Here is a 23,380-nt window from a genome sequence, read left to right as displayed (position 1 = left end):
TCATCCTTTGGGATGAAGGCAGATTTCGCAGATAAAAAAAGCGCTACTCAGAAAGCAGCGCGAATAGGGGCATAAATTGCCTTTGTTTTGAAAAAGCCCAAGTCATCTGGGCTGATTAAAAGCGATTATTTCTTGGCAATTTCCATGGATTTAGGCAATTTGAACGTCCATACCATGCCGCCCTGATTGAAGTTTTTTACCCGTTTGGCGACATCACCGCCCCACAATGGTACAGCGCCCCCCCAACCTGAGAGTACGGATATGTATTGTTCGCCATCCATTTCCCAAGTAACTGGGCTGCCGACAATCCCTGAACCGGTGTTGAATTTGTACAGCATTTCACCCGTTTTATCGTCGAACGCCATCAAGTAACCCTCTGGGTTGCCAGTAAAAACCAACCCACCAGCGGTAGTCAGCACGCCGCCCCACAGTGGCGCGTAGTTTTTGAACTCCCAAACAATATCACCAGATTTAGGATCCACTGCTCGCAACACACCAATGTAATCTTCATGATGCGCCTGAATAGTAAAACCAGCACCTAAATATGCCGCGCCTTTTTTGTAGGCGGTGGGCTCATTCCATATGTCCATCTTCCATTCATTCGCTGGCACATAAAACAGCCCTGTATTTTGGCTGTATGCCATTGGCATCCAGTTTTTACCTCCAAGAAAGGAAGGAGCAGCGACCACTGTTTTCCCTTGCTTGCCATCTGCCGATTCTTGCGGATTACCCGGTCTGTTTTCTTCGTCGTATATTGGACGACCCTTTTTGTCTAACCCTTTCGCCCAAGAAATGGTTTCGACGAAAGGAAAACCTCGAATAAACTCGCCGTTGGTGCGGTTTAACACGTAAAAGAATCCGTTTCTGTCTGCGGTAGCGGCGGCTTTTATGGTATTTCCGCTGCTTTGGTAATCAAACGAAATGAGCTCGTTGACACCATCAAAATCCCAGCCATCGTGCGGTGTGGTTTGAAAATGCCACACTATCTTTCCATCATCTGGATCTATCGCCAATCGTGATGAAGAGAAAAGGTTGTCACCCGGTCTCATGTGGGAGTTCCACGGCGCTGGGTTACCTGTACCGAAGAAGAGTAAATCGGTATCTTGATCGTAAGTTCCACCTAGCCACGGCGCTGCACCACCGGATTTCCAAAGATCGGCTGGCCATGTTTTTCCTGCCTGCCCTCCTGAGATACCATTTTCGACTTTCTTTCCGTCTTTCCAGACATACCCCATGTGCCCTTCAACGGTAGGGCGTTCCCAAACGATAGTACCGGTTTTTGCATCATATGCTCTTACTTTTCCTACAATCCCAAATTCCCCGCCAGATACCCCAGTAATGACATTCCCTCTCACAATAATGGGGGCTGCGGTAATGGAGTAACCCGCGCGATAATCTTCTACTGTTTTCTTCCAGCGTACTTTCCCTGTTTTAGCGTCTAGCGCCACCAACTTAGCGTCGAGCGTTCCGAAGATGACGAGATCATCGTACAAGGCGACACCACGATTAATCACATCACAGCAAGGCATAATGCCGTCGGGCAATCGAGCATCATATTGCCAAATCTCGTCGCCTGTTCTTGCGTTAATGGCATACACTCGCGAATACGACCCAGTAACGAACATCACCCCATCTTTAATCATGGGTTGGGATTCTTGCCCGCGCTGTTTCTCTCCACCAAGCGAAAACGCCCATACCGGTCTGATTTCTTCAACGGTCTTTCTATTAACTTTATCGAGTGAACTAAATCGTTGAGCGCGAAGCCCTAACCCATAACTCACTATATCTTCAGGTGTTTCCTGATCTTTTAGGATATCTGCATCGGTTACACCTTGAGCGGCGCTGCTCGTAGATATCAACCCAGACATACCTAAAGCAAGCGACCAAATGCACCACTTCCCTTTCGATAACATCGTATTGCTCCTTTGCTTACTTTCTTTAGCTGATCGTTTAGAACGGCTGATCATGTAGAACGCACTTTCTTGAAGGACGGAATCTTTGCTAGGTCATACTCTCAAGGTCATAGCTTTGTATAGCTATGCCAGACAATGGCTTTGTAAGACACTAGATTTGCGAGAGTCCAGCTTCGAAGATCATTCGCTCTTATTCAGTGTGCTCGCGTTTAAAAATGAGGAAAATTGGACTCTGGATGAAGTTTTCTCATCCCTTAGTTGGAGGGAAAGTCTCCACCCTAGGGTGGAGAGGAATTGGGCTACTCGGTTACTAATTCTTTGTATAGTTCAGGAATAGGACAATCAATCGTCATTGCAAGACACCAAGCCTGCATTCGCCCATCAGAAAGCGTGGCAATAACCACATCTTCTAAGGCGTACGATAGCTGACGGTAATCGGCTTGAACCGCCATACCAATGTCCCACCGGAGAATACCTAAAGTGGGAAAATGCGTGTCCGAAAGTTTGATCGATTCACCAGACCGATTTTTCATCCACTGAACTTGCCCACCTAACCCCATTACCGCGTGTACCTCTCCGGTGTTAAGTGCACCAAATGCTAGCTGCAGGCTATTGTATGTTTTGGTGTTTTGACGAAAGCGCCCACCAAATGCTGTCGCGAAATAGAACTGAGGGACAGTATCTATCTCCACACCCACGGGAATGTATTGAAACATCGCAACCGTTTCTATTTGGGCATTCTTAGAAGCATCAAATGCCACTCGCCATCGCTCTGTTTGGTAAGGGGCAAACATGTACACGCGTTCATGTGCAGGTAAGCCAAGGTCGTCCCTTTTAAGTTGCCATTTTCTGTCATAGGGAACACGCATCATGACATCGGCTTTTACTCGCGTTCCGTCGTTTGTATGCAGATTTAACCCTTTCCATAAGTAGTTACGCATATCATCTTCAGCGGTTTCGTCTGCCGTCATCCATAAGAATCTCAACTCGACATCGAGCGCCTCTGCAAAAGCGCGGGCAAGTTCAACGTCAATGCCTTTTTCCTTTTCACCTTCAATGAATGAGTACGGTGGAAAATCACGATAAAACGCGACTTTGATGTAACCGCTATCGACAATGTCGTCCATCGAACGGGCAGAAGCCAGCATGGAAGGCAGCCATAAAATCGCCACCGCTAAGCAAATGTAGATGATCGCTTTCATATCAACTGTCTGGTGCAACAGATTCAAGCCAAGTCCGTATTGCCCATAACGCCTCTTGGTTTAGATGTTCCGTCATTTTTGGCATGTAAACAGCCCCGTTTCTGACTGCGCCATTCTGAACGCGGTAGACATACCATTCATCACCATCAAAGTCGGGTTCAAGAAAACGAAGATCTGGGGCGATGCCGCCAGAAATGCCCTCTAAACCATGGCATCGAGCACAGTTTTGGTTGTAAGCAGATGCACCAATTCGTTCTATTTCAGCGCGTTCACTGGCTTGCAGTTCGCGATATGGGTTGGTGTCTTGCCAATCTTCCCCTAGTTGAGGAATAGACGATGTGTCTATCGATTGGGGGGTGACATTTCCGTGTGCCGCCACTGGCTCGGATAAGAAAATCAGGCTTGGCACAACAGCGGCAACTGGCACCAAAAATCCACCTAAAATGGTTAGAACGGCTTTTCTCGGTTGCCATTTTTTACGTAACTTCCATATAATTTTTTTCATGATTCGTACTCCTTCACTTCACTATTTTTCTAGCTTCAGTGTATGGGTACATGGCATCGAACAAAATCATCCATAAGCTCCGTATTTTGTCATCCTTTAGGAGGAAATCGCCTGTTTTACTGGGTTACAGCATGGTCAAAACCAAACTTAGTTGATTAGAGTAGTCAGCAATAGGAAACGGAATCGGAGGCAGAATGCTTCATTTTTTTAGGCGAAGACCGCAGATAAAGCGAAGTTGGATGAAGATCGTTTTGATGGGTATTTCTCTGTCATCCTGTTCACATTACGCCTTTGCTTTGGACGTGAGCGTAGCTTATTTGAAGCTAGTTCAAGACGCGATAACAGCGACTCCAATTTACCTAAGACCTCACTCCGACAGTGGCAAAGCTGGAGCCGAATTATCCATTGAAGACAGCAACGGAGCTGGAAAATTCTTGGGGCATCAATACACGCTATCTACCGTAAGAGAAACCAGCCAAGACGCACTCGTGTCCCACGCCAAATCGTTTTATCAATCAGGAACGAAGCTCTACTTAGTGGATAGCGGCGCCGCGACGTTGAAACGCGTTCAAGCGGCTTTACCTCCTGAGGCACTGATATTTAATGTCAATTCAGCCAACCAAGCATTGCGAATCGATACGTGCCTCACCAATGTTTTACACACTTCGCCAAGCTATCGCATGTTGTCCGATGCCATAGCCCAATGGCTTCGGTACAAAAAGCTCACAAAAGTTCTGCTGATTACCGGTTCAACAGAGCAAGATTTAGAAATGGCAGACAGTGTTCGTGCAAGCATCAAACGCCTCGGATTACAGATCATCGCAGACAAACCATGGACATTTGATGCCGATTTAAGGCGCAGCACCGCCAAAGAGATCCCGCTGTTCACTCAATACAAAAACTACGACGCTGTTTGGGTAGTGGATGTGCACAACGTATTTGGTCAGTACCTCCCTTTTAATACCTGGCTACCAAGACCCATTGTGGGAACTCATGGGTTACGAGCAGACAATTGGCATAAAGCGATTGAGCAATGGGCCGCCATACAACTTCAGCATCGATTTTTTGAGCAATCGGATCGATTTATGAATGCTCATGACTACTCGGCTTGGGTTGCCATTCGTGCTCTCAACGCGGCAGTCACTCAAACGAACTCGGTAGAACCTGATCGTATTCTGAAGCACTTACTCAGCTCTACCTTCGAATTTGGTGCTTACAAAGGCAGAAAACTCAGTTTCAGACCATGGAATAGACAGTTACGTCAGCCTATTCCACTTGCTCATCCAAATGCGCTTGTCGCCTCCGCTCCATTGGAAGGCTACTTACACCCTTTCAATGACTTAGACACATTAGGGGCAGACAAACAGGATTCGAAGTGCGATTTAACGGATTAAAAAGGTATATAAATTTAAAAGGACAGGAAGATGAATCGGTATTTAACACGTTTAACCCTTTATTTGGTTTGCACATTACCGTGGGTAGCTGCTGCCTCTTTTGCGTCAGAGGTCGCCTATGTTTCTAATGAAAAAGACGACTCAATTAGTTTGATTGATATGGGCAGCTTAGAGGTGTTCAAAACGATCACCGTGGGCGATCGGCCGCGAGGAATTTTACTGAGCAAAGACAAGACACAACTCTATATCTGTGCCAGTGAATCGGATACCGTGCAAATATTGGATTTAGCCACGCAAGACATCATCGGAGAGCTGCCTTCGGGGGAGGACCCAGAGCAATTCGCTTTGCATCCGAATGGCGAAGTTTTGTATGTGGCCAATGAAGATGACGCCCTTCTTACTGTTATAGATATTCCATCCAAAAGCGTGATTACCCAAATTGATGTCGGCGTAGAGCCTGAAGGTGTCGCTGTGAGCCCGGATGGCTCGACCGTTATCGTTACCTCGGAAACCTCAAACATGGCGCACTGGATAGATTCTAAAACGAACCAAGTCGTTCATAACACGTTGGTTGATGAGCGACCAAGACACGCTGAATTCACCAAAAGTGGCGAAAGGCTTTGGATCAGCTCCGAGATTGGTGGCACTGTAAAAGTGATTGATACTGAATCAAGGCAAGTATTAAAAACACTCACCTTCAAACCGAAAGGCATCCATTCCCACAAAATTCAGCCAGTGGGCATTCAGCTTTCGAGCGATGGAAAATTCGCATTTGTCGCCCTTGGCCCTGCAAATCATATCGCGATTGTCGATCAACAATCTTTGGAAATTCTCGATTATCTCTTGGTTGGAAGGCGTGTCTGGCACATGGCGTTTAACGCGGCAGAAGACAAACTTCTTACTACAAATGGAGTCAGTGGCGACGTATCGATCATTGATGTCCCCAATCTAAAGGTTTTGAAATCCATCAAAGTTGGTCGCTATCCTTGGGGAGCCGTCATCAAAGAGACACCACAATGATTCCAGTTAGTGTTAAGAGCCTAACGTTTCAACGGGGCAATAGAATCACGCTCAAAAATGTCTCTTTCGAGCTCTCTGGTGGTATCACAATATTGCTTGGCCCTAATGGCTCTGGCAAAACCACTCTATTTTCATTGCTTACTCGCCTTCTTCCTCAGCAGGAAGGTGAGATTTTAATGTTTGGTCAAAGTTTGATTGAACAGCCTCAGCACAGCGCAAAAAATACAGGCGTGGTTTTTCAACAAAGTGCTTTGGATTTAGATTTAACCGGAGAACAAAACCTTTTTTACTACGGTGGGTTACGAGGGTTAAGCAGAACAGAAACCACCACTGCGTTTTTGCCTTTGGTTAAAGAGTTTGAATTGGAGAACACTTTAAAAAAGAAGGTAAGAGAACTGAATGGCGGGCACCGGCGGCGGTTGGAGATTGTTCGGGCGATGTTGCACTCTCCACGTCTATTACTTTTAGACGAACCAAGCTCTGGGTTAGATCCTGAAGTAAGGAACGTGCTCGTACGCTTAATACGAAAAACCGCCACACAAAGTGAAACATGCGTGCTTTGGGCAACGCACCTTATTGATGAAGTAGAGCCCAACGATAACGTGTTAATGCTGTTAAAGGGGAACTTGATTGAGCAAGGTAGCGTGAGTCAACTATGCCAAAAATACCGCTGTGATTCTGTTCAGCAATTGTATCAAACGTGCCTTGGCTCTGTTGAACTCAAATAAGGATGCAACGTGAACTATTGGTTTGGTTTTTCTAGCATTGTGTACCGTGAGTTTTTAAAGTTCACTCAGCAAAAAACACGCTTCGCCAGTAGCTTAGTGCGCCCCCTGCTCTGGCTAATCGTATTTGCAGCCGGTTTTAGAGCCGCACTGGGGATTTCGATAATAGAGCCGTACGCCACGTACATTAATTATGAAGAGTACATATTGCCCGGGCTGTGCGCCATGGTCTTACTTTTTAATAGTATGCAAAGCGCGCTCTCCATCGTGTATGACCGAGAAATGGGTTCGATAAAGCTGCTTTTGACTAGCCCCCTCCCACGATGGTTCCTCATATTATCTAAGCAAATTGCCAGTTCATTAGTTTCGTTACTTCAGGTTTATGCCTTCTTAGGTATTGCCTATTTATATGGGATTGAGCCACCAACAGTGGGTTTTTTCTATGCGCTACCTGCTTGCTTCATAACGGCGATGATGCTTTCAGGTCTCGGGATCGTAATCGCGTCCTACATTCATCAGTTAGAAAACTTTGCTGGGGTAATGAACTTCGTCATTTTCCCTATGTTCTTTATGTCATCAGCCCTTTATCCATTATGGAAAATGCAGGAATCCAGCGAATGGTTATACCAAATCTGCCGTTTTAACCCATTTACCTATTGTGTCGAGCTAATTCGGTACGCTCTCTATTCCCAATTCAATCAAATGGGAACAATAATAGTGATAACTCTTGCTCTATTATTTTCTTTATTGGCTTCCTCTCAATTTAATTTAAAAAAACAGTAGTCATGAGGTTTTATTATGATATAACATATCAATAGAAAACATAATTAAATCTACCTTGGTTCAAAAATTACGTAATATTAGTAATCTCAATTTCAAAACTTTAGCACTGTAATCAAAATTCACAGATCAATGTTAAATATTCTCTTTTCTTATTTACGAAACTTCTTTTAATTAATCATCAGTAATTGATAAATAAGCTCATTGCATAAACAATTAAACTAACTTTTTGTTTCAATATCATTTCAACGGTAGATTTATTGTAGCGTTCCGATAAGCTTTAGAATATTTATTGTTTAGACGCCAAGCTCAGAATAATATTCTACCCATGTTTTTTTTGGACCAATACCACACTTTGTCTTGATTATTTATTTTACAAAAAGTGTGATAAATAGAATTTTTATGCACTTAGACGGGTTGAAATGCAAGCTTTTGATTTTCACTGCATTTAGATCCACTTTCACATTTTATTTATTTTCCCTGTGAAAGATTATAATTATATTTGATATGCCCATTTTTCAATTACTACCATGGGTTGTTTCCCTATATCCGAAAAACCTAATAAGTGTGTAGCGCTCAACGCACGATTTATTTAAGTAAACGTTATTTAAATATAACTTCCTTGGATATAGAAACGGAACACTTAAAGTCAACTTCAAAGGAAATGAATAATGAAAATGGCGAACACTAAGTTATCTTTGATCGCGATCTCGGTCGCGTCAGTCATGCTCTCTGGCTGTACTCCTGAATTATACGCAAAATATGTCAGCGACCAGATAGAGAAAGACGCGGTAGTAAAGCATCTCGATAAATTAGAAAAGCGTGCGGTGCCCACTCCGGATGGTAGTGCTCTTACTCGTGCCGCAGGCACAAAAGGCTATAAACGTTCACTGAAATATATCGCTAAGAAATTAAGAAAAGCCGGATATAAGGTGACTAAGCAAGGGTTTGATTTTAGAAGCTGGCAAGAATTACCAAACACCTCTGTTACGGTTGATGGTAAAGCTCTCCTCTCAACTAAAGATGCAGGAGAAGGCGAAGTCGCTGATTACGCAACCATGTCATACTCCGGCTCATCGAATGGGACAGTTGACGGTAACATCGTTTTTGTCACACCTGACTTCCGTTTTGATCAACCAGACTATGATGATACAGATGGCTGTGAGGCGACCGACTTTGATGGTAAGGATGTCACTGGCAAAGTAGCGGTGATTCAACGCGGTGGTTGCTCGTTCAACGCGAAAGCGACGAATGCTCAAGCAGCCGGAGCAACTGGTGTGATCATCTTTAACCAAGGTAACTCAGAAGGGCGTAAAGGCGTAGTGGCAGGTACGTTAAGCCGCGACAGCACCGTCACTATCCCGACATTTGGTTTGCGTTATGACCTAGGTAAACAATGGTTCGACGACCTTGCCAATGGTGCGATCAACGCTTCCTTAAATGTTACCGTCATGAACAGAATCGTGAAAACACATAACTTGATTGCAGAAACTCGCCGTGGCGATGATGATCAGATTGTTATGCTAGGTGCACACTTAGATTCTGTTCCTGAAGGCCCAGGCATCAACGATAATGGCTCTGGTTCTGCAGGCTTACTTGAGTATGCGTTAACTCTTGCTGATACGGGTATCAAGCCTCGAAACAAAATCCGCTTCGCATGGTGGGCAGCGGAAGAAGCTGGATTAATCGGTTCAAACTACTACACCGAAGAACTGTTCAAACCTATTCTGGATGAAGCGCGTAAGCAAATCATGGAAGAACTAGGCATTGAAGATCCGGCCGATCTTACTGAAGAACAAAACAAACTGGTGGAAGCTCGTTACAACGAAATGAACAACGTGAAGTTGTATCTAAACTTCGACATGATCGGTTCGCCTAACTACATTTACGGTGTTATGGATGGCGACTTGTCTGACACGAAAGACAGCCCAGATAACGCGTATACTGGCGACTTCGAGCCTCCATTTGGTACATCAGACATAGAAACTCAGTTTATCAATTTCTTTGGTGACAATGGCGAGACAACTGTCCCTCAAGCACTTTCTAAACGTTCTGACTACGCAGGATTTGCAGATTGGGGAGTCGCATTCGGCGGGTTATTTACTGGTGCAGAGAAACTTAAGTCGGCTGAAGAAGTCGGTGAATTTGGTGGTGATATCGATGTCGCATACGACAAGTGTTATCACCGTGCCTGTGACGATTCTACTAACGTCAGTCACAAAGCACTGTTCATGAACACCAAAGCTCTAACTTATGTCACGACCTACTATGCAATGAGTGAAGACTTATTCCCAGAGCCAGCTGAACCTAAAGCAGCAGCACGACAAGCTCGTAGCTTCTCAGCGACATCAGCTCCAAAAGAAACACTGCGCATTGGTGAACGTCTGAAAGCAGCAGACAGCGTATCTGATCACGATCACTTCCATGGTGATTTTGACCAAGACTTCGAATAACACGGTCTGAATCCCAGCCATACTACTGGCTGGGATTTTTTTGCTCATTCTAACTTCGGTACCCACTTTCTTCAGGGTATTTTGTAATTTGAGTGTGCTTTGTTGATAGAGTCTGCTGACCTTTCGAGATGTTTTTTACAACAATCATCCGTTCCTGCAACCTAAATGCCTTTCAACCCTTATTGATAAACTTGTGGAAAAATATGTGCTACGGCTTATTTCTGCGAGGGTTACCCACAACCCAAAAACCCTTCAACCCCATTAAAATAAGACAACACTATTTAATTGGTTATTTCTGCACCACCTAAATTACTAACAAAACTAGCGGCTAACTCGCTAGGAATGGCACACGTTATGGAAATAGGTTTAGTGGAATAAGCGGTAGGTTACACAGCAAAATTAACAGGTATTAACATGAGTTAAATCTAGCTTAAAAAGCTTTAAATTCAATAACTAGATACAAGTTTCTCTATAAACCGTCAGCCCCAATCTATACTGATTACATCAACGGATTTACTGAGTGCCATTGCGTAAGCGGCGTGCAGTTAACTTGCGTCTCCGTTCAGATTTGTACTCTCGAAAACGAAAATCATAGGAATATCATACGCTGGTAAAGAGTGTTAACCGAGTTATCCACAGAAAATGTGGATAACATTTTTAAAACGTTGTCAGATCACAAAACAGTAATAAAAAAACACATTATTCAGATTTTTTACTACTGTCATTAAAGTGAAAACTGTATGAGCCATATTTCACAATAGTAAACTCAAATGGTTTTATACCCAGTAACCTCAGGGTATAGGATTCAGAGCCTCATAGTCGGTTTCATTTCTTCGACAACGAAGTGACACAGACTATGAACCCCAAAGGTGAGATTATTTGGGTATAAGATACAAGGATTGAACTTTGCGTATGGAATTTCAAAATCATCTGGCTAGACCATCAGTAAAAAGCACTTTGGGTTCAGAGCCCTCTAGCGATAGCAAAAATTGGCTTAAAGAGCCCGTAAAAGCGATTGTTAAACCTGCTTTGCGTGTTAACCCAGAAGAAGGGGTTACCACTGGCTTTGTTGGCAGTGCAACAGAAACAATTGCTGGTGTCATGACTCCGGAAAGTATGGTCTGGTACTAAACCACTACAATATCGAATCTAACCATGCAGATTCCTAGCGTTTCCCCTATAACGCCAGAGGCAAAGAGCTCCCTAACGAGCTCTTCTACTTGCTTGTCACTAACCTAATTAAATTCGAACAGTACACATTCTTCTATATACCCAAGTAACTTCAAGATGCTTGATTCAACGGCTTCTCTACCAAAGAATATGGAATATCTTAGCAACGAATATCAACTCCACCGGAACAATCCATCTGACAAGCAAAACAAGTACAAATAATGTGTCTACATTGCGACCAATTTGATTCAACCTAACAGATCTTTATTCCCATGGTTGTACATGCCTAATCAGCGTTTTAAGGTGAGAACAGATTAATCGCTAAGAGGTAGTTCCATGAAATACACACAAGATCATCTCGACGAATTGAACCTTCTTCTTCAATTCGATATCAGTAGCTCAGCCACTGGCATTAAAGTTCATCAAGACGCATCAGAGTCGGTACAAGGAGCGGTCCAGCGATTGTTTGAGAAAGGTCTATGTACACAAGCCGATGGTGGCTATTTAACGGATGAAGGTATCGAAGTGGCTGAACACGCCGACAAAGTCCTTCGCGTTTTAAGCACTGCAGGTGCTTAAGCATGAGAAAAATCGCCATTGTAGGCGCAGGCTGGCTAGGACTTCCCCTAGCCAAATTGCTGAAAGAAGCCGGTCACGAGGTTATTGCAAGTAAAACAACCCTCGAAGGTTGTGAGCAACTTAGGCAGGAAGCCATTGAAACGTTTCTGTTCCGCTTGTCTGAAAATGAACAGGAATGCGCTAACCAGCTCACCCAACACCTGAAAAACCATGACATTGACGTTTTGATAGGTGCATTTCCACCCGGCTTTCGCAAAGGAAACGGTCTGCATTATTTGAATCACTGGCAAGCTATGGTTAAAGCCGCAACCGACGCTGGTGTTAAGAAAATAGTAAAAGTCAGCTCCACGACAGTTTATCCTGAACAACCAACCAAAATGAATGAAGCGTGCGCTTCTCTTTCCATTGCACTTGAAAATAACGCATTTTCTGAAAAAGCTGTCATCATGTTGAAAGCTGAGCAAGCCATTATAGATTCTGGCTTGGACTACGTTGTGGTTCGATGCAGTGGTTTGGTTGGCGCAGATAGACACCCATCCCGTTTTGCCGCGAGGTTAAAATCGGTCAGTTCTTCTGCTCCCGCCAATATGCTGCATCAGGATGATGCTGTTGGCGTCGTCGCTTTCGCTGTGACCAATCTCCAAAATACCGTTGTCAACGCAACCAGCCCGTCAACCGTGAGTAAAGCGGAGTACTATCAACGAGCCATTGAATCTGTGAGTTCAGATAGTGTCCTTTCATTACCACCCGTGGTAGACCAACCCGGTAAAATGATCGTGACGGACAAATTGATTTCTTTGGGCTATCAGTACCTCTATCCGAGTACTTTAGATGCGCTATAGGAGAGTTTATGGCAACCCGGCTATATCAAGATATAGAAACTGTTTGGCATTACATGCAAATGCACCAACGTATTGAAAATGCAGATTGCATATTTTGTATGTGTAGCAATGATGAAAGAGTGGCGGAATACGCGGCTAGCCTCTATGTGAAAGGCATCGCTCCAAAATTGGTGTTTTCCGGAGCACAAGGTCGCTTAACTGAAGGCTTATTTGATCTCAGTGAAGCAGAACATTTTGCAGAAATCGCTAAGCAAATGGGCGTTCCCTCAGAAGATATATTACTAGAAACACACGCCACCAATTCAGGTGAGAATGTGGTTTTCACTGCCAATTTGTTTAGAGAAATTGATTTTTCCCCAGACCGGGTTTTGTTGGTTCAAAAGCCTTACATGGAAAGACGTGCTTACGCGACGTTCAAGAAACAATGGGACTTGCCATACGTAGAGGTGAACGTCACATCGTCTGGAGGCAAGTTTTCAGACTACTTCACCGATACGATACCCTCCAATTTAGTTATCGAAACCATGCTCGGAGATTTTGAGCGTTTGCAAACTTACCCTGAAAAGGGATACCAGATCGAACAAGACATCCCAGATGGGGTTATGCTTGCTTATCAGAATATAAAAGCGCGACCTTCTTTTTCTTAATAAAAAAGTGATAATCACAACTCAGCCCAAACCTCATTTGAGGCTTGGGCTGAGTATAAAAGAAGTGAACTCATAAAGAAGGCGCATAGCAGGAGAAATTTAATGGAAGTCTTGAATCAAGCTGTCGGCTTTCTTGCAGAAAATAAACTCATATCAAGTGCACTGCTGATTTTGCTCATTGTACTGGTTAGAAGAATCATCATTTCTTTGATCCGAGGTGACGTCAATTTCCTCACTGAAGACCAAAGAAAATGGATCTCTCGCACCAAAAACAGCGCGTTTTCAGTCATTATTATTACGCTATTTTTATTATGGCAATCTGAAATCAGTGAATTTGCACTGTCACTTACCGCAATTGCTGTAGCTGTTGTTGTCGCATCTAAAGAAATTATTCTGTGCTTTACAGGATCGATTCAAAGGGCGAGCTCTCGTTCATTTAGAATTGGAGATTGGATTGAGGTTGGTAACCTTTGCGGGGAAGTAATTGAGCACAATTTGATGGCAACAGTGATTCAAGAAATTGATTTGCACCACGGTAACTATAACTACACTGGAAAAACAGCAACACTACCAAACAGTATGTTTTTCAGTGTTCCCGTGAAAAATCTAAACTTTATGAAACGCTACGTTTATCACAGTTTCAATATTGTGGTTGGGGAGTTTCGTAACCTATACCCTATGTTCCCTAGCCTCTTGGCAAAAATTGATGACCACTGCGAAGACTTTATTGATGTCGCTAAACGATACAACGTTGTCATTGAACGTCATGCCGGCGTCGATTTACCTGGTGCAGAACCGCATATATCCGTTTCTAGCGCGAATACTGGCGAACAAATTGTTCATTTCATGCTTTTTTGCCCAACAGATCGTGCATTTGAAATTGAACAGCTGATTCGTGAAGATTTTATGGCTATGTATCAACGCCATTTCGGTCAGAACAACCCTGTTTCACTAACCTAAAATCAGATTGATAATTCGTACTGTGCTCCGCGTGCTACATACAAGAAACCAAGCGACTGGCTTGTTTTTTTAGTTGTATTGGAGCTTAAAAGTTTAGGTGGTTAAAAACGAAAAAATCTCGACATTTCTGTCGAGATTTCAGAATTTTGGAGCGACACACAAGGTTCCCGATCTTCAAGGCGTAATCGTGACCTCAACCTGGCAAGGTTGCGCTCTACCAGCTGAACTAGTGTCGCATAATATTCGAGAGATGGTGCCCCGGGCCGGACTTGAACCGGCACAGCGCGAACGCCGAGGGATTTTAAATCCCTTGTGTCTACCAATTCCACCACCAGGGCACACAATATTCATTGTGATGGAGACACCATCCTGATATCGCAGTAAAGCCATACCATTTTAATTTGTAGCGACACACGAGGTTCCCGATCTTCAAGGCTTAGGCATGACCTCAACCTTGGCAAGGGAACACCTTGCATCACAATTTGATGAAGTATCATCAAACAAAATTTGGAGCGACACACGAGGTTCGAACTCGTGACCTCAACCTTGGCAAGGTTGCGCTCTACCAGCTGAGCTAGTGTCGCAAATGGAGGCGCGTCCCGGAGTCGAACCGAGGTCCACGGATTTGCAATCCGCTGCATAGCCACTCTGCCAACGCGCCTTCAACTCAATCCGAAGAACTTAAATCAGTTCCTCTTGAGTACGGGGAGGCATTCTACGCATTCCCGCGAGAGCGTCAACTGTATTTTTTAGTTTTTTGATTCGCTTGGCTATTTTCCAGTCAAAACACGCAAAACAGTCATTTTAATCATCGTATAGCTAGGCTCTGTTGACCTTTCGAGATTATTCTTCAAGCAGTTTGCGCCCCTGTATCGAAGGCAAAGAGATAAGATTGATGCAGGGTATAAACTCGGCGAAACCGCGCAACATCAACAAGCGATAACACCGAGAATAGGAGCCTTCTCCCCGTCTATAATGGTGAATTCATCAATCAGCTCATTAGCCAAGTATTAATTGTGAGTTTTTCGACCAATCTTATATTTTTAAAAGTACGAGGTGCTATAATCTGCGCCTTATTATGATAGGGACCGTCAATGAATAACTCGCAATGGCAAACGGATCTGCTGCAACGCGTGCGCAATGTTTTCACCTCTGCCTCAGCAGAAGAAGTGATAGAACGGCAGCAAAAAATTCGCGAGTTATCAGAAAAGTACGGTCATTCTATTCCAGTAGAGTATCAATCTTTTTTTAGCGCCTACACACTTTATCGAGGTGGTAAATTAATTCCTGCGCTAAAGGAATTTTTTGATTGTGTATCCCTATGCCAAACCCACCAACAGCATTACCTTCTTCTTATTGCCTACTTCAATATTGGGACCATTTTCGGGTTACTAGGTGATCACTCTCATGCCAGTGAATTTCTGACAAAAGCAGAAAGGATCCATAAATACGGTGACAAGCGCCTAGTATCTCTAGTTAAAAACAACATTGGTGATCTATTTGCTGCAGTAGGACAACACCAGAATGCAATAAAATATTTTACTGACGCCATTAAAGGCCTGAAAGAGGATGAATTTCAATTTTCACTGATTTCCTACATTAATTTGGCGGGATCTCATATCGAATTGAAGCAATACGAAGAAGCTAAATCCATTTTCGATATCATTGAAACTCATGCTTCTGGAAATGTCCGATACCTCAGTTTTTACTATCAAAGAAAAGCAAAGTACTACATATCAATTAATGAAGTGGAACTAGCGAAGCAACAGCTCGACCTTGCAATAGAAGCCATCAAACAATGCAAAAACGATTACTATTTGTCTGAGATGACTTTAGATTATTGTGAGCTTTTGCTTACTCAATCCAATTGGGATGAACTAGACAATCATTTAGAAAACGGGCTTTCACTAGCAAGAGAGATTGGTGCCAACAAGCTGATTGATAAATTCAATCACATCTTGTTGTCTCGAGTTGAACAAATGCCATCTGGCGAAGAACGAGATCAGCACTATCAATTGATGTTTGCATCACTTCAAAAATCTCGTGAATCAGCGATATCACGAGAACGTGACTATTTAAGCCAGATCTATCAGCTAAATATGGATAGGCTGGCATTAGAATCAGCACAAGACATCAATAAAAACCTTCGTTTAATCAATAGAATTGGGCAATACCTCAGTACATGCGACAATTTCAAAGATGTTATCTTTCAACTGGTAGCAGACCTAAAAGGCTTATTTAAAGTCGGCACGTTAGCCATTGGTTTTTATCAACCAAAACGCAATCGTATCTTCGTAGAGCATTACTATGAAGATAGCGAAATAAAAGATTCGCATTACATCGACTTCTCAGAGCAGGCAACATTCTTCGAGTACTGCGGGAAAAACAAGTGCCCTCTCTACTTCAATGATATGACCGTAGATAAAAAAGTCGCCATGTTAGGCAACTCGGCAAAACACGGAAACAAAAACTCGCTGTTATTCGCCCCTATTACCATAAACGGTGAAGTAAACGCGATATTTACTATCCAAGCTGGTGATTGTTATGCGTATCAAACTTATCAGTATGAGCTTTTTCTCCAGCTAACAAACTATCTTTCAATTGCGCTTGAGAACCAGATAAACCGAAGAAAGCTAACGTTACTTTCTCAGACGGATCACTTAACAAGGCTTTGGAATCGCCAATCGCTTGATGCCCACTATCTTGATCTGCAAAAGCAGAATATCTCTGAGTACAGCATCGTGATGATCGACATTGATTGTTATAAACAGCTAAATGATTACTACGGTCATGTTGAAGGGGATAAAGTCTTGGTGGCGATCACGCAGTTGATAAAGGGAAATTGTGAGCTACTAGATGCCAAATGTTATCGCTACGGCGGCGATGAGTTTGTTGCCGTTATTCCTAATCAAAACGTAGACTCTGTGGCTCAAACGGTTCAGAACATACAACACTCTTTGTATGAATTGAAAATACCGAATAAACATTCCTACTGCGCTGATCGTGTTTCGCTCTCTATTGGTGTAGCACACTTTTTTCACAGTGCTTCAGACGTAAGCCTTTCTGATTCGTTACATCACGCCGACACGGCTCTCTATCACGCCAAACGCAGTGGAAGAAATCAGTTTGCAGTATCACAAATTAAAAAAGCGGATTAATCATCCGCTTTTTCTTTGAATCTTTTTATAGCCCGACTTTCGACCATCGATTATTCAATTGAACTCTATTGATGCTTCTCGTCTAGTAAGTCGTCTTTTGCTGCAGCTAAATACTGCATCATTGACCAATAGGTTAGGATTGTCGCAAGGTACAAAGCAGCATAACCTAGCCATACCATCCAGTCGTCATAGCGCCAAATGAGAACCCATAGAGCAAACATTTGCGCTAACGTTTTCACTTTACCAACCCAAGAAACAGCCACACTTGAACGTTTACCTATTTCTGCCATCCACTCGCGTAGCGCTGAAATGATAATTTCTCGAGCAATCATGGTAATCGCCGGAATAGTGATCCACCACGTTGCGTAATACTCTGTGATGAGAATGAGCGCGGTCGCCACCATCACTTTGTCGGCAACAGGATCTAAGAACGCTCCAAAACGCGAAGTTTGCCCTAGCTTACGAGCCAGCATGCCATCAAGCCAATCGGTGAACCCAGCAACCCAAAACACCATTGCCGCAGCAAAAGGGGCCCACGATGCAGGGATATAAAACACAATGACAAATACAGGAATCAGTACTAATCGAAGTAAGGTAAGAATGTTCGGTATGGTAAAACGCATATATATTTTAGGCTCTTAGACATTGCGCGCTTAATGGTGCGTCAAAACGGTTATTGTTTCAATGCTTGATGAATGTTTTCTGCCAAAGAAAGGCTAATACCAGGAACTTTGGCTATTTCTTCAACACTTGCACGCTTGAGCTCCTGTAATCCACCCATGTATTTGAGCAATGCTTGGCGTCGTTTGGGTCCAACACCTTCAATTCCTTCAAGTGCACTGGTTCTTCTGGTTTTTCCACGCTTGGCTCTGTGACCAGCAATGGCATGGTTGTGGCTTTCGTCTCGTATGTGTTGAATAAGGTGTAACGCTGGTTCATCCGTCGCCATGTTAAATTCATCGCCATCGGTCGTAATCATGGTTTCTAAACCAGGTTTACGCGTTATCCCCTTTGCTATACCAATGAGCCTTGGGCGCTTAGGCCAATCGTCCCAATGTTGTGAAATAATTTCGTGCGCACGATTAAGCTGCCCTTTACCCCCATCGATAAAGATAATATCGGGAATTTTCTCCACATCCAGTTGCTTTGAATAACGGCGTTCAAGCACTTGCCCCATTGCAGCATAATCATCGCCGCCGGTTATCCCTTCAATGTTATAACGGCGGTATTCTTGCTTCACGGGTCCTTCTCGATTGAAGACAACGCAAGAGGCAATGGTACTCTCCCCCATTGTATGGCTGATATCAAAACACTCCATACGTTGAATAGAATCCATGCCAAGATGTTCTTGCAGCGCTTTTACACGCTGGTTGATGGTCATCTTGTGGTTGATTTTGGTCGTAATTGCCGTGAGTGCATTGGTATTAGCCAACTTCAAGTAACGAGCTCTCGTCCCTTTTGGATTGGTTTGAATGGTAATTTTTCTGCCTGCAATCTCCGACAATATATCTTGGAAAGGCTCTGCATCTTCAAATAAATCTTGATCCAAGATAAGACGTGACGGGATGGTTCTCGCCTCGTTATGGCTCAAGTAATATTGGCTCAAAAAGCTATGGAAAACTTCATGCCTGTCGGTATTCTTCGGGATTTTTGGAAAATGACTACGACTCCCCAACACCTTGCCTTGGCGCACCATTAAAATGTGAATACACGCAACGCCATTCTCTTGTGCAAAACCAAGTATATCCAAATCATCCATTGAGTCTTCAGATACAAATTGTTGCTCTTGCACGCGTCGGATAGCTTGGATCTGGTCACGAAGTGTCGCTGCATCTTCAAACCGTAATTCCATGCTGGCTTTTTCCATTTTGGAAACAAGGGTTTCGACAACCTGCTTGTCTTTTCCGTGCAAGAAAAGACGCACATAATTGACGATCTCTGCGTATTCTTCATCGGAAATGATGCTGGATACACAAGGCGCAGCACAACGACCAATTTGGTACATCAAGCATGGTCTTGTTCGATTGCTGTATACCGTATCTTCACATTGCCTAACAGGGAAAATCTTTTGGATCAGGTGTAATGTTTCTCGAACGGCACCAGAATCTGGGTAAGGACCAAAATACTCGCCTTTTCGCTTTTTAGATCCTCGGTGCATTGATATGCGAGAGTGCTTATGCCCACTTAAAAAGATGTATGGATAGGACTTATCATCCCTGAGTAGCACGTTGTACTTGGGAAGATACTGCTTTATATAGTTGTGCTCTAAGATGAGCGCTTCAGTCTCGGTGTGAGTAACTGTGACGTCTATTTTGTCAATGTGACTGACTAACGCACGCGTCTTTTCGTTATCGACTTTTTTGCGAAAATAGCTTGAGAGGCGTTTCTTAAGATCTTTGGCTTTACCGACATAAATTACCGTCGACTCGGCGTTATACATTCTGTATACGCCGGGTTGACTGGTAACGGTATTAAGGAAGGAACCGGAATCGAACGTCTGAGACACTACAACGTCTCGGTGTCGATCATTCCGTGACGAATGGCTAAGTGGGTCAATTCAACATCGCCGCTAATATCCAGCTTGCTGAAGAGACGGTATCGGTAACTGTTCACCGTTTTAGGGCTCAGACTTAATTGCTCTGAAATGTCAGTTACTTTTTGCCCCTTAGTAATCATCATCATGATTTGAAGCTCTCGTTCCGAAAGGTCTTTAAAAGGGTTTTCAGATGCGGAAGAGAATTGGCTTAACGCCATTTGCTGCGCTATTTCAGGTGAAATATAACGCTGCCCAGAATGCACCATTCGAATAGCATTCACCATTTCGTCTGGTCCTGCTCCTTTTGTCAGATACCCTGCCGCTCCCGCCTGCATTACTTTAGTTGGGAAAGGGTTCTCTGTATGCACTGTTAGTACAATGATTTTTACATCGGGGTTAAACCGAAGCACTTTTTTTGTGGCTTCTAAACCGCCAATGCCTGGCATGTTCATATCCATTAAAACAACGTCAGCATGGTTATTTCTACACCACTTGACGGCTTCTTCACCGCTGTCAGCTTCCCCTGCTACGTTCATACCACGGACGTCTTCAATAATACGTCGTATCCCTGTGCGAACCAGCTCGTGATCATCTACAAGGAAAACATTAATCAAACTTGTATCTCCACACTAATTTTTTGGTTCTCGCTATGTTTTCAATTCACCATCCAGTGAACCAATCACATAAATATCAGATGAACTCATCATATCGCAATTCTGGCTTAAAAATTACAACGAATATGCGTCCTAACGCAAACTTTAGTCATAACTTATAATCAGACTCGTTAAGTCGCCCTCCATTTGAACCAAATTCCACCGTTTGTTGTAGGAATTTTAGTCACCTATAGAAAAGAATGCGAATTAACACTTTATTGATATTTCAGTAATACCAACTTAACGTCTTAAATTCCATTAAATAATCCGACGCAGACCTCATAAATAAAAATTCTAACTTATAACCAAACTGCAAAAAACGGATGGATCTGGCGTTATGTCAGCGAAATAAATGCAACCATGCTCTTACCTATTTATAGGGAAAAATCTCATGGGTGGCACACCTTTGGCGGACTCAGGTATACTCCATCACTATCTGTATAGCCATTTACAAAGGCACAAAGTTTGACCGTTCAAGATGGGTTCGTTTTAACAAGACAAGCACGTGATGTGTCTGGAAAGGCGCAAGTCGATTTATGGCTGAATACAGATGGGGGTCCCGTTCATGTCATCATCCCAAACCAGAAGCCTGTCTTTTTTATTGAGACAGAACAGAGCGTATTGGCTTCCAACCTTATCAACGATGCTAATATTGAACACCAAATTAAGCCATTGCCACTCACAACGTTCGATCAGACACCCGCGTCTGGCGTTTACTTTTCATCCATCAAAAATGCCAATGCCGCTTCTCAAATTCTTGCTAGCAATGAGCTGATTACGTACGAATCGGACGTACGACTTGCCGACCGATACCTGATGGAGCGATTCATCCAAGGCAGCATTCAATTTCAAGGTAACTTAGTACCGAAGCGAGATCACAACCAATACCTGAGTGCTCAATGTAAAAACGGGACCTATCACCCTACTCTGACTCAAGTATCACTCGATCTGGAATGTAGTGAGAAAGGCATACTCTATTCCATTGGGTTGGATAGCGAAATGGATAGCCGAGTCATTATGATTGGGGATCCGGAACCCTGTGACACAGCCGTTCAATGGGTAGAAAATGAATTTCAGCTACTTCAAGCCATGTGTGACTGGTTTACTCAGTTTGACCCAGACATTATAGTCGGTTGGAGTGTAATCGATTTTGATTTTCGATTACTCCATAAACGATGCGAGTGGCATAACTTGCCTTTAAAAATCGGTCGGGGTGGGCAAAACGCGCACTTTCGTCAATCGAATACCACCAATCAAAGCTTCATTCGAATTCCTGGCCGAGTTGTTCTTGATGGAATCGACACTCTGAAAACCGCAACGTATCACTTTCGATCTTGGTCATTAGAATCTGTATCACAAGAATTGCTTGGCGAAGGAAAAGACATTCACAACGTCCATGATCGTATGGATGAAATCAATAGAATGTTCAGAGAAGATAAGCCGTCGCTGGCCAAATATAATTTGCAAGACTGTAAGCTGGTCAACCGAATTTTTGAACATACCCATTTGCTCGAATTCGCAATAGAACGCTCAAAGCTAACGGGTGTCGAGCTAGATAGGGTTGGCGGATCGGTAGCAGCATTTACCAACTTATACCTACCTCGGCTTCATCGTGCTAACTATACCGCCCCTAACCTTCAGCCCGAAAATTGGCTTGCAAGCCCCGGTGGTTATGTCATGGATTCGGTTCCAGGACTATACGACTCTGTGCTGGTTCTCGATTTCAAAAGCCTATACCCTTCCATTATTCGTAGCTTTCTCATCGACCCATTAGGATTAATTGAAGGGCTTAAACTCGATATTGGCAACACTCAAGATTCTGCCGTTAAAGGGTTTCGTGGTGGGCAGTTTCACCGCGAAAAGCATTTTTTACCTAAAATGATCGAACAGTTGTGGGCAGCAAGAGACATAGCCAAAAAGAATAATGAGAAAGCATTCTCGCAAGCCATTAAAATTATTATGAACTCTTTTTACGGAGTGCTTGGTTCTTCTGGCTGTCGTTTCTTTGATACACGTCTTGCGTCCTCCATTACCATGCGTGGTCATGAGATCATGAAGCAAACTCGCACGCTAATCGAAGAGAAGGGTTATCAAGTTATCTATGGCGACACAGACTCTACATTTGTGGCCTTAAAGAAGCCGCACTCCCAAAAAGACGCCGATGACATTGGACATACTCTCGTGAACCATATCAACGAATGGTGGACGTCTCATCTCACCTCTGAATACGGCGTCACCTCTCACCTCGAACTTGAATACGAAACGCACTATCGGAAATTCCTAATGCCAACTATCCGAGGTTCAGAAGCTGGTTCTAAAAAGCGTTATGCTGGTTTAATTGGGGAAGGAAACGAAGAAGAAATCATCTTTAAAGGGCTAGAAAGTGCCAGAACAGATTGGACACCACTTTCTCAAGAATTCCAGCAAACTTTGTACGACATGGTGTTCCATGGCAAGGACCCGGAAGATTACATTCGCGAGTACGTCGAAAAAACCAAAAACGGAGCTTTCGACCATCAGCTTATCTACCAAAAAAGGTTACGTCGTAAGCTGGCTGATTATCAAAAAAACATTCCTCCGCAAGTAAGAGCTGCTCGGTTAGCTGATGAAAAAAATGCAGCCCTTGGTCGACCACTGCAATATCAAAACAAAGGCCGAATAGAATACGTCATTACTTTAAATGGTCCAGAACCAAATGAGTATTTACAAAGCCCAATCGACTATCAACACTACATAGATAAACAACTAAAACCTGTAGCAGACGCTATTCTCCCCTTTATTGGATTAGACTTTGAAAGCTTGAACGCGCCGCAGCTTGGGCTTTTTTAGTCTTTTCCTTTTCA

Annotated in this window: 18 protein-coding genes and 4 tRNA genes; 12 read left to right on the top strand and 10 right to left on the bottom strand. The window is 43.4% G+C overall.

All coding sequences use genetic code 11. The features are described 5' to 3' along the window. Positions 1-125 precede the first annotated feature (125 nt). From Q8W40_RS04730 to pedF, 3 genes are all read right to left on the bottom strand, one after another. A complete protein-coding gene (locus Q8W40_RS04730; protein ID WP_305396309.1) occupies positions 126-1,868 on the bottom strand; it encodes a PQQ-dependent methanol/ethanol family dehydrogenase in 1,743 nt (580 codons plus the stop codon). Positions 1,869-2,212: 344 nt separating this feature from the next. Beyond that, on the bottom strand, positions 2,213-3,142 hold the full coding sequence (locus Q8W40_RS04725) for a substrate-binding periplasmic protein (protein WP_305396105.1): 930 nt from the start codon (positions 3,140-3,142) through the stop codon (positions 2,213-2,215). Next, positions 3,117-3,620, bottom strand: a complete 504-nt coding sequence (gene pedF / locus Q8W40_RS04720) for a cytochrome c-550 PedF (RefSeq protein ID WP_305396104.1) — start codon at positions 3,618-3,620, stop codon at positions 3,117-3,119. Before pedF ends, Q8W40_RS04725 begins: the two co-directional genes overlap by 26 nt. 239 nt (positions 3,621-3,859) lie before the next feature. Between pedF and Q8W40_RS04715 the strand changes: the two genes are divergently transcribed. The 10 genes from Q8W40_RS04715 (at position 3,860) to Q8W40_RS04670 (ending at position 14,190) form a co-directional block, all read left to right on the top strand. Next, entirely contained in the window at positions 3,860-5,014 is a 1,155-nt protein-coding gene (locus Q8W40_RS04715; protein WP_305396103.1) for an ABC transporter substrate-binding protein, read from the top strand. A 30-nt stretch (positions 5,015-5,044) separates the two neighbouring features. After that, positions 5,045-6,034: a YVTN family beta-propeller repeat protein gene (locus tag Q8W40_RS04710; RefSeq protein ID WP_305396102.1), complete on the top strand. Its 990-nt coding sequence runs from the start codon at positions 5,045-5,047 to the stop codon at positions 6,032-6,034. After that, positions 6,031-6,762 carry an ATP-binding cassette domain-containing protein gene (locus Q8W40_RS04705; protein WP_305396101.1) on the top strand — a complete coding sequence of 244 codons (732 nt, stop codon included), beginning with the start codon at positions 6,031-6,033 and terminating at the stop codon, positions 6,760-6,762. Before Q8W40_RS04710 ends, Q8W40_RS04705 begins: the two co-directional genes overlap by 4 nt. Before the next feature lie 9 nt (positions 6,763-6,771). Beyond that, entirely contained in the window at positions 6,772-7,542 is a 771-nt protein-coding gene (locus Q8W40_RS04700) for an ABC transporter permease (protein WP_305396100.1), read from the top strand. A 668-nt stretch (positions 7,543-8,210) separates the two neighbouring features. Continuing rightward, positions 8,211-9,992, top strand: coding sequence for a M28 family metallopeptidase (locus Q8W40_RS04695; RefSeq protein ID WP_305396099.1), 1,782 nt, complete (start codon positions 8,211-8,213; stop codon positions 9,990-9,992). 912 nt (positions 9,993-10,904) lie between these two features. After that, positions 10,905-11,123, top strand: coding sequence for a hypothetical protein (locus Q8W40_RS04690; RefSeq protein ID WP_305396098.1), 219 nt, complete (start codon positions 10,905-10,907; stop codon positions 11,121-11,123). A gap of 375 nt (positions 11,124-11,498) precedes the next feature. Then, positions 11,499-11,741, top strand: coding sequence for a TIGR02647 family protein (locus Q8W40_RS04685; RefSeq protein ID WP_104402540.1), 243 nt, complete (start codon positions 11,499-11,501; stop codon positions 11,739-11,741). Between the two features lie 2 nt (positions 11,742-11,743). Beyond that, entirely contained in the window at positions 11,744-12,583 is an 840-nt protein-coding gene (locus tag Q8W40_RS04680; RefSeq protein ID WP_305396097.1) for an NAD(P)H-binding protein, read from the top strand. Between the two features lie 8 nt (positions 12,584-12,591). Beyond that, positions 12,592-13,230 carry a YdcF family protein gene (locus Q8W40_RS04675; RefSeq protein WP_305396096.1) on the top strand — a complete coding sequence of 213 codons (639 nt, stop codon included), beginning with the start codon at positions 12,592-12,594 and terminating at the stop codon, positions 13,228-13,230. A gap of 102 nt (positions 13,231-13,332) precedes the next feature. Continuing rightward, a complete protein-coding gene (locus tag Q8W40_RS04670) occupies positions 13,333-14,190 on the top strand; it encodes a mechanosensitive ion channel family protein (RefSeq protein WP_305396095.1) in 858 nt (285 codons plus the stop codon). A gap of 147 nt (positions 14,191-14,337) precedes the next feature. On the opposite strand, the gene Q8W40_RS04665 is transcribed toward Q8W40_RS04670, so the two are convergent. The 4 genes from Q8W40_RS04665 to Q8W40_RS04650 all read right to left on the bottom strand — a co-directional run bounded on the left by Q8W40_RS04665 (position 14,338) and on the right by Q8W40_RS04650 (position 14,851). Next, positions 14,338-14,426, bottom strand: a tRNA-OTHER gene (locus Q8W40_RS04665). A 15-nt stretch (positions 14,427-14,441) separates the two neighbouring features. Then, a tRNA-Leu gene (locus tag Q8W40_RS04660) sits at positions 14,442-14,528 on the bottom strand. A 170-nt stretch (positions 14,529-14,698) separates the two neighbouring features. Then, positions 14,699-14,774 (bottom strand) — tRNA-Gly (locus Q8W40_RS04655). A 3-nt stretch (positions 14,775-14,777) separates the two neighbouring features. After that, positions 14,778-14,851, bottom strand: a tRNA-Cys gene (locus Q8W40_RS04650). A gap of 433 nt (positions 14,852-15,284) precedes the next feature. Here Q8W40_RS04650 and Q8W40_RS04645 point away from each other — a divergent pair. Further along, positions 15,285-17,348, top strand: a complete 2,064-nt coding sequence (locus Q8W40_RS04645; RefSeq protein ID WP_305396094.1) for a GGDEF domain-containing protein — start codon at positions 15,285-15,287, stop codon at positions 17,346-17,348. A gap of 65 nt (positions 17,349-17,413) precedes the next feature. Here the strand turns inward: Q8W40_RS04645 and pgsA are convergent, their stop codons facing one another. Genes pgsA through uvrY form a run of 3 tightly spaced genes read right to left on the bottom strand, consistent with a single transcriptional unit; the run spans position 17,414 to position 20,498 of the window. Continuing rightward, positions 17,414-17,971: a CDP-diacylglycerol--glycerol-3-phosphate 3-phosphatidyltransferase gene (pgsA, locus tag Q8W40_RS04640; protein ID WP_305396093.1), complete on the bottom strand. Its 558-nt coding sequence runs from the start codon at positions 17,969-17,971 to the stop codon at positions 17,414-17,416. A 50-nt stretch (positions 17,972-18,021) separates the two neighbouring features. Then, positions 18,022-19,854 carry an excinuclease ABC subunit UvrC gene (gene uvrC / locus Q8W40_RS04635; RefSeq protein ID WP_305396092.1) on the bottom strand — a complete coding sequence of 611 codons (1,833 nt, stop codon included), beginning with the start codon at positions 19,852-19,854 and terminating at the stop codon, positions 18,022-18,024. Further along, complete coding sequence (gene uvrY / locus Q8W40_RS04630; RefSeq protein WP_101115258.1) at positions 19,854-20,498, bottom strand: UvrY/SirA/GacA family response regulator transcription factor; 645 nt, start codon at positions 20,496-20,498, stop codon at positions 19,854-19,856. Before uvrY ends, uvrC begins: the two co-directional genes overlap by 1 nt. A gap of 504 nt (positions 20,499-21,002) precedes the next feature. On the opposite strand from uvrY, the gene Q8W40_RS04625 reads away from it, so the two are divergent. After that, the gene (locus Q8W40_RS04625) at positions 21,003-23,366 is read left to right on the top strand and encodes a DNA polymerase II (RefSeq protein WP_305396091.1); all 2,364 of its coding nucleotides are present in this window, start codon (positions 21,003-21,005) and stop codon (positions 23,364-23,366) included. Positions 23,367-23,380: the final 14 nt, after the last annotated feature.

The organism is Vibrio penaeicida (assembly GCF_030689305.1).
In the GTDB taxonomy this organism is placed as follows: domain Bacteria; phylum Pseudomonadota; class Gammaproteobacteria; order Enterobacterales; family Vibrionaceae; genus Vibrio; species Vibrio penaeicida_B.
The sequence above is the reverse complement of the archived record's forward strand: the minus strand, read 5'-3'. Positions and strand labels throughout refer to the sequence as shown.